Origin of the sequence: Vreelandella neptunia, from assembly GCF_000712975.1 — a bacterium.
Taxonomy (GTDB): domain Bacteria; phylum Pseudomonadota; class Gammaproteobacteria; order Pseudomonadales; family Halomonadaceae; genus Vreelandella; species Vreelandella qaidamensis.
This window is the reverse complement of record NZ_JHQL01000006.1, coordinates 81,048-96,956: the sequence shown is the minus strand read 5'-3', so window position 1 is coordinate 96,956 and position 15,909 is coordinate 81,048. Positions and strand designations below refer to the sequence as shown.

Annotated in this window: 11 protein-coding genes; 8 read left to right on the top strand and 3 right to left on the bottom strand. The window is 54.5% G+C overall.

Features of this window, described 5'->3' with window-relative positions; genetic code table 11:
• Positions 1-2: 2 nt before the first annotated feature.
• From thrC to CR46_RS0116145, 5 genes are all read left to right on the top strand, one after another.
• Positions 3-1,391 (top strand): threonine synthase, encoded by a 1,389-nt coding sequence (thrC, locus tag CR46_RS0116165; protein WP_030074418.1) that lies wholly within the window; start codon positions 3-5, stop codon positions 1,389-1,391.
• 6 nt (positions 1,392-1,397) lie between these two features.
• Positions 1,398-3,197 carry a single-stranded-DNA-specific exonuclease RecJ gene (locus tag CR46_RS0116160; protein ID WP_030074415.1) on the top strand — a complete coding sequence of 600 codons (1,800 nt, stop codon included), beginning with the start codon at positions 1,398-1,400 and terminating at the stop codon, positions 3,195-3,197.
• Between the two features lie 73 nt (positions 3,198-3,270).
• On the top strand, positions 3,271-4,503 hold the full coding sequence (locus tag CR46_RS0116155; RefSeq protein WP_030074414.1) for a glycosyltransferase: 1,233 nt from the start codon (positions 3,271-3,273) through the stop codon (positions 4,501-4,503).
• 123 nt (positions 4,504-4,626) lie between these two features.
• Complete coding sequence (locus CR46_RS0116150; protein ID WP_030074412.1) at positions 4,627-5,241, top strand: YitT family protein; 615 nt, start codon at positions 4,627-4,629, stop codon at positions 5,239-5,241.
• 172 nt (positions 5,242-5,413) lie between these two features.
• Complete coding sequence (locus CR46_RS0116145) at positions 5,414-6,880, top strand: cytochrome P450 (RefSeq protein ID WP_030074410.1); 1,467 nt, start codon at positions 5,414-5,416, stop codon at positions 6,878-6,880.
• Between the two features lie 80 nt (positions 6,881-6,960).
• Here CR46_RS0116145 and CR46_RS0116140 read toward each other — a convergent pair whose 3' ends face one another.
• Together CR46_RS0116140 and CR46_RS0116135 are read right to left on the bottom strand one after the other, a co-directional pair.
• Positions 6,961-9,579, bottom strand: a complete 2,619-nt coding sequence (locus CR46_RS0116140) for a heavy metal translocating P-type ATPase (protein WP_035536925.1) — start codon at positions 9,577-9,579, stop codon at positions 6,961-6,963.
• Complete coding sequence (locus tag CR46_RS0116135) at positions 9,546-9,989, bottom strand: MerR family transcriptional regulator (RefSeq protein ID WP_030074406.1); 444 nt, start codon at positions 9,987-9,989, stop codon at positions 9,546-9,548. The genes CR46_RS0116140 and CR46_RS0116135 overlap by 34 nt, the downstream gene beginning before the upstream one ends.
• A gap of 274 nt (positions 9,990-10,263) precedes the next feature.
• On the opposite strand from CR46_RS0116135, the gene CR46_RS0116130 reads away from it, so the two are divergent.
• From CR46_RS0116130 to lysS, 3 genes are all read left to right on the top strand, one after another.
• On the top strand, positions 10,264-11,610 hold the full coding sequence (locus CR46_RS0116130) for an OmpP1/FadL family transporter (protein WP_030074404.1): 1,347 nt from the start codon (positions 10,264-10,266) through the stop codon (positions 11,608-11,610).
• Positions 11,611-11,853: 243 nt separating this feature from the next.
• Positions 11,854-12,952 (top strand): peptide chain release factor 2 gene (prfB, locus tag CR46_RS0116125; protein ID WP_156963086.1). Its coding sequence is split into 2 segments (ribosomal slippage): positions 11,854-11,928 and positions 11,930-12,952, totalling 1,098 coding nucleotides; the frame shifts between segments, so codons are not numbered across the junction.
• Between the two features lie 178 nt (positions 12,953-13,130).
• Entirely contained in the window at positions 13,131-14,645 is a 1,515-nt protein-coding gene (gene lysS / locus CR46_RS0116120) for a lysine--tRNA ligase (protein WP_030074401.1), read from the top strand.
• Between the two features lie 28 nt (positions 14,646-14,673).
• Here lysS and CR46_RS0116115 read toward each other — a convergent pair whose 3' ends face one another.
• Entirely contained in the window at positions 14,674-15,861 is a 1,188-nt protein-coding gene (locus CR46_RS0116115) for a glutathionylspermidine synthase family protein (RefSeq protein WP_030074399.1), read from the bottom strand.
• Between the last annotated feature and the right edge of the window lie 48 nt (positions 15,862-15,909).

The following is a 15,909-nucleotide window of genomic DNA, read 5'->3' as shown; positions in this document are numbered from 1 at the left end:
CCATGCGTTATATCAGTACGCGCGGCCAAGCGCCCGCGCTCTCCTTTGAAGAAGTAGTATTGACGGGTATGGCCAGCGACGGCGGGCTTTACGTGCCGGAAACACTGCCCGAGTTTTCCAAGGAAGAGCTGGCCAGCATGGCCGGTCTTTCCTACGCCGAGATTGCGTTTCGGGTGATGAAGCCGTTTGTAAATGGCGAAATTGACGATGAGACGTTCCGTCGCTTAGTGACAGAAGCCTATGCCACGTTCAACCATGACGCCGTCGTGCCGCTTAAGCAGCTAGATGCTGGTCACTTTCTGCTAGAGCAGTTCCACGGCCCGACGCTTGCGTTTAAGGACGTTGCGTTGCAGCTGCTTGGGCGGCTGCTAGACCACTTTTTGAAAAAGCGTGACGAGCGTGCCGTAATTATGGGCGCGACCTCTGGAGACACGGGATCAGCGGCCATTGAAGGCTGTCGCCACTGCGATAACCTCGACATTTTTATTCTTCATCCACATAACCGTGTATCAGAAGTTCAGCGCCGCCAGATGACCTCGGTGCTGGCTGATAACGTGTTTAATATCGCCATTGAAGGTAACTTCGATGACGCCCAGGCAATGGTCAAGGCCAGCTTTGCCAACCAGGACTTCCTGAATGGCACGCGCTTAGTGGCTGTGAACTCGATCAACTGGGCGCGCATTATGGCGCAGATCGTTTACTACATTGCTGCTGGCGTTGCATTGGGTGCACCCCAGAGGGAAGTTAGCTTCTGCGTTCCGTCGGCTAATTTCGGTAACGTGTTTGCCGGTTATATGGCCTATAAAATGGGCTTGCCGGTTAAGCAGTTCATTATCGCCACTAACTCCAACGACATTCTGCATCGTACGCTGACGGCCAACGACTTTTCCAAAAAAGAGTTGGCAGCGACGCTTGCGCCTTCGATGGATATTGTTGTCTCGTCAAATTTTGAGCGTTTACTGTTCGATGCTTACGACCGTGACGGTGCCGCTGTGGCAGCGCTGCTAGAGCGTTTCCAGCAAGAGCCTACGGCGCTTGCCGATGCACCGCTGGCCAAGCTGCGTGAAAAGTTTGCCAGCCACAGTGTGGATGATGCGACCATTCTTGAAGTCATTCGTGAAGCTCACCACCGTACTGGGGAAATTCTTGACCCCCATACGGCGACTGGCTACCGCGCTGCAGAGCGCGCACGAGTGGATAACACGACGCCGGTGATTACACTGGCGACCGCGCATCCAGCGAAGTTTGCTGAAGCCGTGGTCAAAGCAGGCTTCCAGGGCGTGCCGTTGCCCACTCATATGGACGACCTGCTGGAGCGCGAAGAGCGTTACACAGTGTTGCCCGCTGAGCTAAGCGCCGTGCAGCAGTTTGTCGCTGATAATCGGCGCTGAGGCGTCATGGCCGACGAACCAGCACTCGCGCAGCAGAACGCCAATCAGCCACGCTTAGAGCCTCGTCCACTGGACGAGGCCGTGTATGTGCGTGCCCAGGCGGAAGGCTTAAGCGAGCTACAGGCACGGCTATTGGCCTCACGCCTACCGGGTTACACGGGAGAGCTTGCACCGTTGGTGGCGCCAAGCCTGCGTTACTTAGCGCACCCCGAAAAGTTAGCCGATGGCCGCCGCGCCGCTGAACGGATCGCCCAAGCAGTGGCAGAAGGGGAGTCCATCGGCATTCTCACCGATTACGACGTGGATGGTATTACCTCCCACGTGGTGATTCGGCGCACGCTAGTGGAGCTGTTTGGCGTACCCGAACACAAACTACATAGTTTGATTGGGCACCGTATCCACGATGGCTATGGCATTAGCTTGCCGCTGGTGGAACGCACGCTTGGTTTAAAGCCGCTGCCCACTCTGGTGATTACCGCCGACTGCGGTAGCTCAGATGAGCCGCGGATTGCACGACTCAAAGCCGCCGGTATTGATGTGGTGGTCAGCGACCATCACGCGCTGCCGTTGGAAGGCCCGCCGCCTTCCGCCTACGCCTGTGTTAACCCAACACGCAGTGATTGTGACTATCCCGATAAAACCATTGCGGGGTGCATGGTGGCGTGGCTTTTGATGTCGCTTGCCCGCGGGGTATTGATTGAATGGGGAGCGCTGCCTGACGCGACGCCCAAGCTATCGCCGTGGCTCTCTTATGTCGCACTAGGCACCGTAGCGGACTGTGTTTCACTGGGCGGTAGCCCCGCTAACCGTGCCGTGGTGAGTCATGGGTTAACGCTGATTAACCGCATGGATGCTGCCTGTTGGCGTGCCATGGCAGCGCGGCTTGGCGCCGATAGTGTGCCGTTTAATGCCGAAACGCTGGCGTTTCAAATGGGGCCCAGAATCAACGCCCGTTCGCGGCTAGATGACCCCTACGCGGCGCTGCACTTTATGCTGGCGGAAAGCGACAGTGTCGCCAATCGCCAGCTAGAGGTGCTCGACCAGGACAATCAGTCCCGTAAGGCGATCGAGGCGGACATGGCAGAAGAGGCACGTACGCTTGCTGCTCCTGCGCTGGAAGCCAATGAGCCTGCGGTGGTGGTGCTGCTAGAAGACGGCCACCCAGGCGTACAGGGAATTGTCGCTTCACGGCTGGTGCAGGCCTATGGCCGCCCTGCATTGGTGCTGACTCGCGCGGCGGCGCCCAATATGTTGACCGGCTCTGGCCGCTCGATTGATGGCCTGCATCTGCGCGATGCGTTGCAACGCACCTTTGAGCTAGCCCCCGAGGCGTTACCACGCTTTGGCGGCCACAGTGGGGCGGCCGGTGTCGGCGTGCCAAGAGAGCAGCTAGCGGCCTTTAAAGCCGCCTTTTTACAGGCAGTTGGCGAGCAGCTGGGCGATACGCCGCTTTACCCGCGGCTGTGGACAGATGGCGAGCTTTCTACCGCTCAGCTGTCTCTGGTAACGCTTACCGAGGTCGAAGCCCTTGGCCCTTACGGGCGTGAATTTGACCCGCCCCTGTTTGAAGGGCGATTTATTGTTGAGGCGCTACGCCCCGTCGGCGCTGAAGGTTCGCATCTGATGATGGAGCTTTCCATGGGCGCGGTGACCAGTAAAGCGATCTGGTTTCGCGCGTTAACGCCAGGAGAGCTGCCCTCGTTTGGCGTGGGCGATACGTTGCACTGCGCCTATAAGCTTAATCGCAATCGCTGGCGAGGGCGTGAAACTCTCCAATTGATGGTCGAGCACGCTAGCCCAGTTTAATCTTCTTTGCTATTCGCGGGTTTTAGTCAGTGGGCAACATCATTTGATGGTTGAATAAGACAGGAAACTTGGTATGTCAGGCTTACTTAGTGGTAGCAATGTGGCTGCCAAACCGTCACGTATCCTGTTTTTTCCCTTGGGTTGGGTGCTTGCGCATACTGTGCGTTGTATCGAGATAGCCAACGTGCTGCGTCAGCGCGGGCACGAGGTGTTTTTCGCCGGTGATGACCCTGACCATCCCAGTTCTCGCTTGGGCCTTGTTCAAGACGCGGGGTTCCCTCTTCTCTATGCTCGGGAGCCGAATCTTCCCGACATATGGTCACGCTTTCAGCGTCTTGGTTGGAAAGCCTCCTTTTGGGATATGGTGCACCTACGCTATTGGGCGCCTCTGAGCAAGATTGTTGAGTCCCAGCTGCAGGCTATCGAAAAGGTCAAACCTGATCTAGTGGTGGGTGATGCCACGGTAAGTGCCAGTACCGCTGCGTACATTGCCGGCGTACCGTGTGCTGGTGTCATGAATGGCTATGCCGCGAGACTGCTAACGCCGCCAACGCCGACCTACTATGCTGCTAAAGGCTTAGATCGCTATTTATTATCTGGTATCCGACGGCGACTTTATCAGAAGTATCAGCGGCCAGACCAAAATGCCTTTGACATGCTCTATAACATGCCAATGATTTCGCCTGATTTACCAGGGCTCTACAGCTTGCCTAAACGGTTTCGCGACTATCATATGGTGGGGCCGATCTCACCTGACCTAGCGGCGCCGTTACCTGACTGGTTTGATGAACTCCAAGATGGTACGCCCAATGTTTATATCACCATGGGTTCAACAGGATTGTTGGAGCACTTCCTGTGTAGCACTTACCCCACGTTGGGAGCGCTGCCCTATCGTTTTATGGTGACCACTGGTGGTCAGGTGAGCGAAGAGGTTATGAACGCTGCCCCGAATAATTTCCGTTTTACGCGCTATGCGCCTGGCTCGCAGCTTTTGGCTCATGCCCGAGCAATGCTATATCACGGTGGGAATGGCAGTATGTATCAGTCATTAGCGGCTGGTGTGCCAATGCTGGCGCTGCCCGCCCACTATGAGCAGCGTCTCAATGCTCAAATTGGCGTGCGCCAAAAATTCGGCTTGCAGATGTCAGTGCGTAGAATTAATCCCAATAAATTGGTGCGACAACTAGAGCGATTAATGCATGAACCAGTATTTCGTCAATCTGCTCAACGCTTTTCAAGCGCCGTACAGAACGCAAATGGGGCAGCCAATGCCGCCAATGTACTAGAGAGTGTTATGGGAGGTTGATGAGATAAGAGCCATTGAGCGTCGGAAATACGTTCTCCCTTACCGGTGATGCCTTTTAAGGCCACTGACGTTGCAGAGTCTCTTGGAATCAGTGCTCGAGCAATTCTACAAAAGGACACCCTCATGCGGGACGATCTTCCTAAAGATCCGCATAAATACTATGAAGATATGATGGCCATGCTACTTGGCACGCTGTTTGTTGCTTTAGGAGTGGCATTTTACACCCATTCAGTATTGATTACTGGCAGCACCGCGGGGCTGGCATTACTGCTGAATTACGTGACTGGTTGGGGATTTGGCTTCTGGTTTTTTACCATTAATTTGCCGTTTTACTATTTGGCGATTAAGCGTATGGGGTGGAGTTTTACGCTGCGCACGTTTGCGGCGATTGGCTTGGTGTCGCTGTTTTCTGAACTCACCCAAGGCTGGGTACAGTTTGCCAATGTTCCATCGCTGTACGCTGCGTTGATGGGGGGCGCTTTAATGGGCATAGGCATGTTGATGCTGTTCCGGCATCGAACCAGCCTAGGGGGAATTAATATTCTCGCGCTCTACCTGCAAGAAAAGCACGGCCTGCGAGCAGGCTATGTGCAGTTGGGCATCGACGGACTAATTCTGCTGGTGGCACTAACCCAACTTCCGTTAGACCGCGTGGGTTACTCTGTGTTGGGGGCTCTGACGCTGAATTTGATTATTGCCTTGAACCACAAACCAGGGCGGTACATCGGAGTTAGTTAAACAGAACCAATGATAGTAAGCCGCTGAAGAGTTTTTGCAAAACAGGGTAGATAGCCTCCGATGCCTCAAACCGCCTATTCCTGTTAAAGTAGGCGTCGTTAAATTTAGTTAAAAAGTATGTCCCGCGAATAAGAGTCGATTTCCAAACATATAAATAGTAGGGCAGGGGACAATGCACCACGATAGTGTTTTATCCAAAGCGATAACAACAAACAACTCGAATGGCCACCAGGGGCTTTCTGAGGCATTGAACAGTGCTAAGTGTTTGGAACCTCCGGTCAAGGTAACGCCTGTTTCAGCCAGCAAAGGCATCGTGCATCGGCTGCGTTTGGCGCAGCACAATTTACTTTCTGTCTGGCGGGAAGAAGATTACTCAATACGTACTTCGCGCATGTCGTTGATGAAGCAAGACTATGTCTTGTGTAATAGCCCCGATACGGTTCGTCGTGTTTTCCTTGAACAACATGACAACTATGATCGTAAAAGTCCGCAAATGCGTCGTGCTCTGGAACCGCTACTTGATGATGGGTTGTTTGTCAGCGATGGCGATTTGTGGCGCCAGCGTCGACGCCAGTGTGCGCCATCGCTAACGAATGGCCTGTTGCCCGGTTTCTGTACCACCATGACCGCCTCGGCGGAGGAGACTGCCAAGCGCTGGGCCCAACATCCATCGGACGCGCCCATTGATATGCTGACTGAGATGGCTCATTTGACCGCGCGTATCATTGGCCGAACGATTTTTGGGGATGACACCACAGACGAAGAAGCTGAGCAGGTGGTGGCTGGTTTTACCGAATACCAGCGTCATTCTGAGCACTTAGATATGGCCAATATGCTGGGATTGCCATTTTTAAGTTTGCTAGGTAATCCACTACGAAGAGCACGTACGCGTTATTCGGCAAAACAAGTGCATGAAATTATTGACCGCATCATTGATCGTCATACGTATAGATCAGGGCAAGGACAGCATAGCCTGATTGAGAGCTTTATGACGTCTATGAAGGATGGTGGAGATAATAGCTGCCCGATGGGCCGAAAAGCAGTGCGTAATGAAGCGATTGTCATGTTTATGGCAGGACATGAAACAACCGCCAATGCACTAGCATGGTGTTGGTATTTACTCGATTATGACCCTCATGCTATGGCGCGCCTGCAGCATGAACTTGATGAAGTGCTCGATGGTAGAACACCGTGCTACGAAGATGTCGCTAATCTGCCCTACACCATGGCGGTATTTGAAGAAGCCATGCGGCTATATCCGCCTGTACCTATGCTAAGCCGACAAGCGCGGGGAGACGATAAGGTGCGCAATCGAGATGTGCGTCAAGGCACCGTTTTGTTGGTGTCTCCTTGGTTGTTGCACCGGCATCGTAAATTATGGGAAGCACCCGATCATTTTGTGCCAGAGCGTTTTCTTCCAGAGTCTCCACGTCCAGACAAATTCGCCTATCTACCCTTTAGCGTAGGCCCACGGGTTTGTCTCGGAAAACGCTTCGGACTTTATGAGGGGGTTCTCTGCTTAGCGACATTGGCACAGCACTTCACGCCAAAACTAGTTTCAGGCCACCAAGTGAGCATTGAATGTCGGCTGACATTACGCCCACAAGGCGGCCTACCCATGATGCTACAACCACGGTGATATTGCTTATCAAGCGTTAAGCCAGAACCACCAGACGATGGCAGCGATCAGGCCAAAGCCAGCCAAGTTAACCAGAATACTCATACGCGTTGCTCCTGTGTTGCAGTGGTGTCTGAGTAGCTGGCAGCGCTTTTGCGCTGGGTTTTCCACAGCCGAAGGCGGTTGGCGTTGCTGACCACGGTAATCGAGGACAGCGACATGGCCGCCCCGGCAATCATCGGCGAGAGCAGCATGCCGGTCAGCGGGTAGAAAACCCCGGCGGCAATCGGGATGCACAGCACGTTGTAGCCAAAGGCGCCGACTAGGTTCTGCTTGATGTTGCGCAGAGTGGCCTGGCTGATCTCAATGGCATCTGCCACCCCATGCAGCGAACCGCGCATCAGCGTCATACCGGCACTTTCAATCGCCACATCGGTGCCTTGGCCGATGGCAAAACCAACGTTGGCACGTGCCAGGGCAGGGGCGTCGTTGATGCCGTCGCCGACCATGCCAACTATTTCTCCTTCTTTCTGCAGGCGCTCAATCTCTGAATGTTTGTCTTCAGGCAAAAGGCCGGCGCGGTAGTCGTCGATGCCCACCTCGCGGGCAATGGCAGCGGCAGTGTGCTGATTATCACCGGTCAGCATCACGACTTTGAGGCCATCGTTTTGCAGCCGTTTGATGGCCGCCTTGGTGTCGTCGCGCAGCGGGTCGCTGATGCCGAACAGCGCCGTTAGCTGGCCGTCAACCGCCAGATAGACCAGAGTGCGTGCCTTGTCTTCGAGTTCTCGAGCAGTGTCCTTTCCACCGGTCAGGTCGATGCCCGCATTCTCCAGCAGGCGTGCATTGCCTAGCAGTAAGGCCTTGCCGTCGGATGTTTCGGCCTTGACGCCACCGCCGGTGACGCTGTCGAAGTTGCGGATCTCCGCTGCTTTTGCGTTGGCGTCTTCGCCATGGGCGGTGAGCGCCGCTGCCAGCGGGTGCTCCGAGCCACGTTCAAGTGCCATCACATAGCCAAGCGCGGTCTCTTCATCGCCCTGAAGGGTATGCGCCTCGGTGACGCTGGGCTTGCCTTCAGTCAGCGTGCCGGTCTTGTCGACCACCAGCGTGGTCAGCTTGCTGGCGGTTTGCAGGGCTTCGCCATTGCGCACCAGCACGCCGTGCTCAGCGGCCTTGCCGACCCCTATCATGGTTGAGATAGGTGTGGCCAGACCCAGCGCACAGGGGCAGGCGATAATCAGTACTGTGGTGGCGGTGACCAGCATATGAATTACCCGTGGCTCGGCACCAAAGTTAAACCATACCAACGCCGTCAGCACGGCGATAATCATCACCGAAGGAACGAAAATACTCGATACCTTGTCGGCCAGTTCACCAATCGGCGGGCGTGAGTTCTGAGCGTTGGCCACCTGCTCGGTGATCTGCCCAAGCCGAGTGTCAGCACCCACTCGGGTAGCCTGATAAACAAGCCCGCCCTTGCCGTTGACAGTGCCTGCACTGACCTCATCTCCGGCTGCTTTTTTCACTGGTACCGGCTCGCCGGTCAACATGGATTCATCAATATGGCTGGTGCCTTCGAGCACCTCGCCATCCACCGGCAGGCGCTCGCCAGGGCGCACACGGATATGGTCACCGCTGCGTACGGCGTCAATCTCGATTTCCTGCTCCTCACCGTCGCGGATCACCCGGGCGGTACGGCTTTGTAGATCCAGAAGGCGCTTCAACGCATCGCTGGTGCGGCCACGGGCTTTCAGCTCCATGGCGTTGCCCAGCAGAATCAGGCCAATCACCATGGCTGAAGCTTCAAAGTAGATGCCGTGAGCGACCTCTGGCAGCCAGGGTGCAAAGGCAACCACGGCCATAGAATACAGCCAAGCGGTGCCGGTACCCATGGCGACCAAAGTGTCCATATTGGCCTGGTGATGCTTGAAATTTTTCCAGGCGTTAACAAAAAAGTGACGACCAGGAAAGGCCATGACCGCGAGGGTAAGAAGCCCGATCACCAGCCAGAAAAGCCGCCCACCACCGACAGGGTGAGGGTGGTAGACAAACATGCTGAGCATCAGGGGCAGGGCCAGTGCCAGGGCATAAGCGCTGCCTTTCAGGCGTTGCTTATACTGCTTGGCTTCCTGTTCGGCGCGGGTTTTTTCCGCTTCGCGCATATCGACAATCGGCTCAGCGCTATACCCGACAGAATCCACCGCATCAACCAACGCCTGTGAATCTGCATGGCCAAATACCTGGGCAGTATGAGTGCCGAAGTTGACGCTGGCGGTTTCAACCCCTGGGGTGTTTTCCAGTGCTTTCTGCACGCTTTTGACACAGCTGGCGCAGGACATGCCGCTGATGGCTAGACGAATCTGCTGGTTACCTGAGCCACTGCGTGATGTTTCTGTCGCTCCCTGGCGACTATCAGCATCAACGCGAGTGTCGCTGTCAACAGCGGTGTCAGCTTCGCTAGGTGAGACGCTGTTTTCATCTGCCGCTTTTTCCAATGACACGTCGCCAGGCGGGTAACCTGCATCGTGTAGCGCGCTGTTAAGCGTTTCATCCGTTAGCGTGCTGACGACTTCCAAGCGCTTGTCAGCGGGGATGCCGACTACCTCTGCATTAGGGTCCTTGGCCTGGATCGCTTCGCGCATGCGTTTTACACAACCCTGGCAGTTCATGCCTGGCACGGTACGAATCAGCGTTTGTGGTTGCAAGTCGTGTGACTGCATGGTGCCTCCTCGGGAAAGCTTTCGATTAATCGGCACAGGCTATGTCCGTCTGGGGTACCGTCTGGCATGTCCTGCCAACTTTCGAGTGCCTGTTCCATTCGCTGGGCTAGCGCCTCTAGCTCAGCAATGCGCTCACGAATTTGCGGTAGCCGGTGAGAGAGTAAATCGCGCACCAGTGGGCAAGGTGAGTCACCCTGATCAGCGTGAGCCAGAATGTCGCGAATCTCTGCCACGCTAAAGCCAAGCTTACGCGCCCGTTGGATAAAGTTCAGACGCTCTAAGTCAGTCGCTGAAAATAGCTGGTAGCCGTTATCAGGGTGCCGGGTTGGCGCCAGCAACCCCTCGCGGGTGTAATGACGAACCGTTTCAGCGGTAACGCTGCCGCGTTTGGCAAGCTCGCCGACCTTCATCGCTCCAGACTGCATAACGTCCTCTGCGTGGAAGTAGGAATGTTTTTTAGTGTAAAACCTATGGGTAACACATAGGTCAAGCAGTATTGGGACCATCAGTCGGAATGACTAAAACACTGATTTAAAACACTCGTTCGACTAATGTATAAGACAAAACCGAAATAAAACGCTCGTTTGCCCTTGATCCCAAGCGGTCATTGGGCGAAAACTGACGTGGTAAAACAAAGAAGGTGGATGGATGTATCCATCGGATCATTGGGAAGAGAGGCCCACTATGCATAATAAATTTAAAAAGCTTACCTTGGCGGCCGCAGTCGCATCCGTCGCTTTTGCCAGTCAGGCGCAGGCAGGTGGATATCAAATCAACGAGCAGAGCGTTAGTGGCCAAGGCTATGGCCATGCTGGGCGTAGCTCAAATGTGCATGATGCAACCATTGTGTACGGTAACCCGGCGGGTATGTCGTTTTTAGACCGGGCCCAAATCACTGCAGGTGGCACGTTCCTCAACGTAAATAGTGACATCTCTAATGTACGTGCTTCACAGAGTAGCCCTGCTTTCCTGCAAGCAACAGGAGGCGCAACAGATACGTTGCCAGTGGCAGGTTCTAACGACGGCGATATGGTGCCAGGTACGCTAATCCCCTTTGCCTTTTATGCCCATCCTGTTAACGAACAGCTAGCGTTTGGTTTTGGGGTATATGCACCCTTCGGCTCGAAAACTGACTATGAAGATGGTTTCCAAGGCCGTAACCAGGGTAATTACACCGAAGTGAAAGTGATGACGGCTCAGCCAACGGTGTCTTATCGCTTCAACGAGCAGTGGTCTGTGGGGGCTGGCCTTACCTATAACCGAGTAGAGGGTGAACTTCGCCGTCAGGTGCCCGTGGCAACACCGCTGGGCCTTTCTGAAGTGGATTCACGTGTGGAAGGCGATGATGAGGCCTGGGGTTATAACTTGGGTGTTATCTACCAACCTGCACCTGAAACAACATTTGGTTTAACGTACCGCTCTAAAGTAGATTTCAATCTTGAGGGCAGCTTTACGGCGAACTCACCCGTGCTGGATCAATTAGGCATAGGCACAGTGACGGATACCGCGGCGCTGGATTTAACAACGCCGGAAACTATCAACTTCTCGCTTACCCAGCAAATGAGCGACAACCTCAAACTGATGTTTGGGGCCTCTTGGGCACGTTGGAGCCGCTTTGACCAGATTCTGGTTACTGGCACTGAGCGTGGTGAGATTACTAACGAGCAGCAGAACTACTCCAATGCGTGGGCATTTTCCACCGGTGGTGAGTACCAGTTAACGCCGACGCTGGCACTACGCGCTGGGGTGGCGCTAGACTTTACGCCCACCCAGGATGAAACTCGCAGTGTGCGTATTCCCTCTGACGACCGTCGGATTTTCTCGATTGGTGCAGGCTGGAGCCCCACGCCTGATCTAACCTTGGACGTTGCCTACTCGTACCTTACCGAGCGCAGCACCCAGATTGATCAAAGCAAAACTGACAGCTTCACCGTGGCCGGTCAGCAAACGCCACCGATTACCTCCAACTACTCAGCAGACTATAAAAACGAAGCCCATGGTTTCGGTGCTCAGCTTACTTATCGCTTCTGATAGACGGTGCGTTAGCGCTATTTTGTAGATCGTTAAGAGTGACTAGCCCGGCGTAAGCCGGGTTTTTTGCGTGGCGAGCTTTTTCGGGATGGGTGCGGTAAGCGTTGGCTTTCGTTACAATGCGTCTCAGAATTCCGCCGCTGGGGCGGCTGGCGTTGGCATTTTTTAAGCCTGGGCGTCTAGCTGTCCCAGCGGCGCCTGTCTCTTTTGAACCGTGCGATACTGACCAAGGCTAGGCGATCCATGTTGGAAACAAATCCGATTCATAACCAGATCAAGGACCTGTCTGAGCGGACAGACGTTCTTAGGGGGTATCTTTGACTATGCCGAACGTAAAGATCGGTTAGAAGAAGTCTCCCGCGAGCTTGAAGATCCCAACGTTTGGAACGACCCAGACTACGCTCAAAAGCTGGGTAAAGAGCGTGCATCATTAGAAGCCATTGTGGCCACCATCGATGAGCTTGACCAGGGCTTGGCTGACAGCCGCGACCTGCTCGAACTTGCTGAGATGGAAGATGACGAAGGCACCGTTGATGAGGTGCGCAAAGAGCTTGATGGCCTGCAAGCAGCACTGGAAAAGCTCGAATTTCGCCGCATGTTTTCTGGTGAAATGGATGCTAACAACGCTTACCTCGATATTCAGTCCGGGTCGGGCGGCACCGAAGCTCAAGATTGGGCGAATATCCTATTGCGTATGTACTTACGCTGGGCTGAGAGCCACGGTTTCAAAGCAGAGATTGTCGAAATTTCCGCAGGTGAAGTGGCGGGTATCAAATCAGCGTCGCTGCATATACAAGGCGACTACGCCTTCGGCTGGCTGCGCACCGAAACTGGTGTTCACCGTTTAGTGCGTAAGAGTCCGTTTGATTCGGGCGGCCGTCGTCACACCTCATTTGCATCGGTATTTCTGTCGCCGGAAATCGACGATAGCTTTGAGGTTGATATTAATCCCTCTGACCTTCGGGTAGATACCTACCGCTCCAGTGGTGCGGGTGGTCAGCACGTTAACACCACCGACTCAGCGGTGAGGATTACCCACGAGCCTAGCGGCATTGTGGTGGCGTGTCAGAATCAGCGCAGCCAGCACGCCAACCGCGACTTCGCTATGAAGCAGTTAAAAGCGAAGCTGTGGGAACATGAAATGCAAAAGCGCAATGCGGCTAAGCAGGAAGCGGAAGACTCTAAAGCTGATATCGGTTGGGGTAGCCAAATTCGCTCATATGTACTGGACGATCAACGCATCAAAGACCTGCGCACCGGCGTTCAGTCCAGCAACTGCGACAAAGTGCTCGACGGCGATTTAGATCAGTTTATCGTCGCCAGCCTAAAGCAGGGTTTGTAAGAAGCCTCTGATTAATGTGATGAGCGCAGACCAGACAAGGCAAAAATCAACGAAAAAGCGCAGTTTACGGGTTGTAAATGAGCATTTTGAGGCGATTTTTAACGCAGTATGGTCAAGCGCAATAGTTAATCAGGGGGTTCGTCATCTTTTTAGCGTTTGAACATGAACAGGGTGCCCAATGGCTAACCAAGACGCGTCTTCTCTCGATAACGAAAACCACCTAATCGCTGAGCGCCGTGCCAAGCTCGCGGCTCGCCGTGAGCGCGCCGCTGAGCAGGGTAAGAGCGCTTTCCCGAACGATTTTCGCCGTGACAGTCTCACGGTTGAGCTACACAACCTGCTAGGCGAAAAGGATAAAGCGGAGCTTGAAGCGCTTGATCATCAAGCGTCGGTGGCTGGGCGCGTCATGCGTCAGCGTGGCCCATTTATCGTGATTCAAGACGTGGCCGGCCAGATCCAGCTGTATGTGGACAAAAAAGGGCTGCCTGCCGACCTGCTTGAGGACATCAAGGGATGGGATATCGGTGACATCGTCGCCGCACGTGGCCCTGTGCATAAGTCGGGTAAGGGCGATTTGTACGTGATGATGAGAGAGGCGCAGCTGCTGACCAAGAGCCTACGCCCGCTGCCGGATAAGTTTCACGGCCTGACTGACCAGGAAGCGCGCTATCGTCAGCGCTACGTTGACCTGATCATGAACCCGCAGTCACGTAAGGTGTTTGAGACCCGCGCGGCGGTGATTAGCTCCATGCGTCGTTTCTTTGAAGCCCGCGGCTTTATGGAGGTTGAAACGCCGATGCTGCAGCCAATCCCAGGCGGCGCGGCGGCACGGCCGTTTATTACCCACCATAATGCGCTGGATATTGATATGTATCTGCGCATTGCGCCTGAGCTTTACCTCAAGCGCCTAGTGGTGGGTGGTTTCGAGAAAGTGTTTGAAATAAACCGTAATTTCCGTAACGAAGGGCTATCTACGCGGCATAACCCTGAGTTCACCATGGTCGAATTCTATTGGGCCTACGCGGATTATCGCGATCTGCTCGATATGACTGAAGCCATGCTGCGCACTGCGGCCCAAGAAGTGCTGGGCACCACCACTATTGTGTATCAAGGCGCTAGCTACGACTTCGGCCAGCCTTTCCATCGCCTGACGCTACGCCAAGCGATTTTGGATCATGGCGACGGCATCACCGATGCAGATCTGGAGTCGCTGGAAGCCGCACAAGCCGTTGCAGCAACCCTGGGTATTAAAGTAAAGCCGAGCTGGGGGCTGGGTAAAATTCAGACCGAGATCTTCGAAGAGGTGGCTGAGCACAAGCTGGACCAGCCGACGTTCATCACCGAATACCCAGCAGAAGTAAGCCCGCTGGCGCGCCGTAATGACGCCAACCCATTTGTTACCGATCGGTTTGAGTTCTTTGTTGGTGGCCGAGAAATTGCTAATGGCTTCTCGGAGCTTAATGACGCCGAAGATCAGGCTGAGCGCTTCCGTGAGCAGGCAGCTGAGAAAGATGCCGGTGATCTGGAAGCAATGTATTTTGACGCTGACTACGTGCGCGCGTTGGAGTATGGCTTACCGCCAACGGCGGGAGAGGGAATTGGCATTGATCGCTTGGTGATGCTGTTTACCGATAGCCCCTCTATTCGGGACGTACTGCTGTTCCCAGCGATGCGTCCCGAAGTCAGCGAGTAACGGCTTCGCAGTCTACCGAAAGACGCCTTTAGACAATGGCGTGCGGCACAAAGCAGCTCGAGTCCTTGGTAATTCTGCCAACGTCTTCACGAATACCAATGCCGCACGCCCTGTCACCCACTACCCAACTGCCGATCAGGGCATGCCGTTCGCCAAAGCGCGGTAGTGGGTGGTAGGCCTGCAGGATACGCGGGTTGTCGGTATAGGGGCCATCAACGGCTTCGTACTGGCCACTCGTGGTTATCAGCTCAATATTGCTCCCTTCCCGAGAGAAAAATGGTTTGCGCACCCAGCCGGGGGCCAGCGACGTGCCATCACTGGTGTCAAAATACGCCGGTAGCAGATTAGGGTGGCCCTCATTCCATTGCCAGAGCAACGGCAGAATACCCTTATTGCTGAGGATCGCTTTCCACGGTGGTTCGAACCAGTGGGTTTTCATTTTGGGTAGCAGCTCACCAAAAGCGTCATCACTCATTTCTTCCCAAGGGTAGAGCTTAAACAGCGCACGGATGGGCCGATTTTCCAAGTCTACAAAACAGCGGTGATCTGTGTCGGGTTGATAGCCGATATCTTCGATATGAACAAAAGGAGCGTTAAGACCTGCCTGTAAAGCACAGTCTTGCAAATAGGCAACTGTAGCGCGATCTTCTTCATGGGCTTTGATAGAGGCGAAGTGTAGTGACGGAGGTGCCGATGTGTCCCGCTCAAGGCGCTGCCCAATGTGGGCGAAGGCTGCAATCAGACGCTCTTGAATCGAGTTGAATTGATCGGCATGAGCAGGCAGCAGGCGTTGTTCGATCACCTGCTCAAGCCACAGCCACTGAAAGAAGCCAGCCTCGTAAATGCTGGTGGGCGTATCGTAGTTAAGCTCTAGCAGTTTGGCAGGCCCATTACCGCTGTAGGCAAAGTCCATACGCCCATACAAGTGAGGTTGTCCACTGCGCCAGGAGTCACGAATAACACCCCACATCCTTTCAGGAATGTTCAGCTGATGGAGAAGAGCATCGGACTGACAAACCCTGTCCACGGCATCCATACACATCTCGTGTAGCGCTTCGGTGGGGTCTTCGATGTCTTGTTCAATCTGTTCCAGCGTGAACTGGTAATAGGCATCCTCGGTCCAGTAGGGCTCCCCTTCAATCGTATGGAAGTGAAACCCTAGCTGGTGCGCCAGCTCGCGCCATTGAGGGCGTTCAGGGATGGCAACGCGCAACATAAAGCGGCTCCTTGCTAGCACAGGTGAGGGCGACGGAAGAGGTTAAGC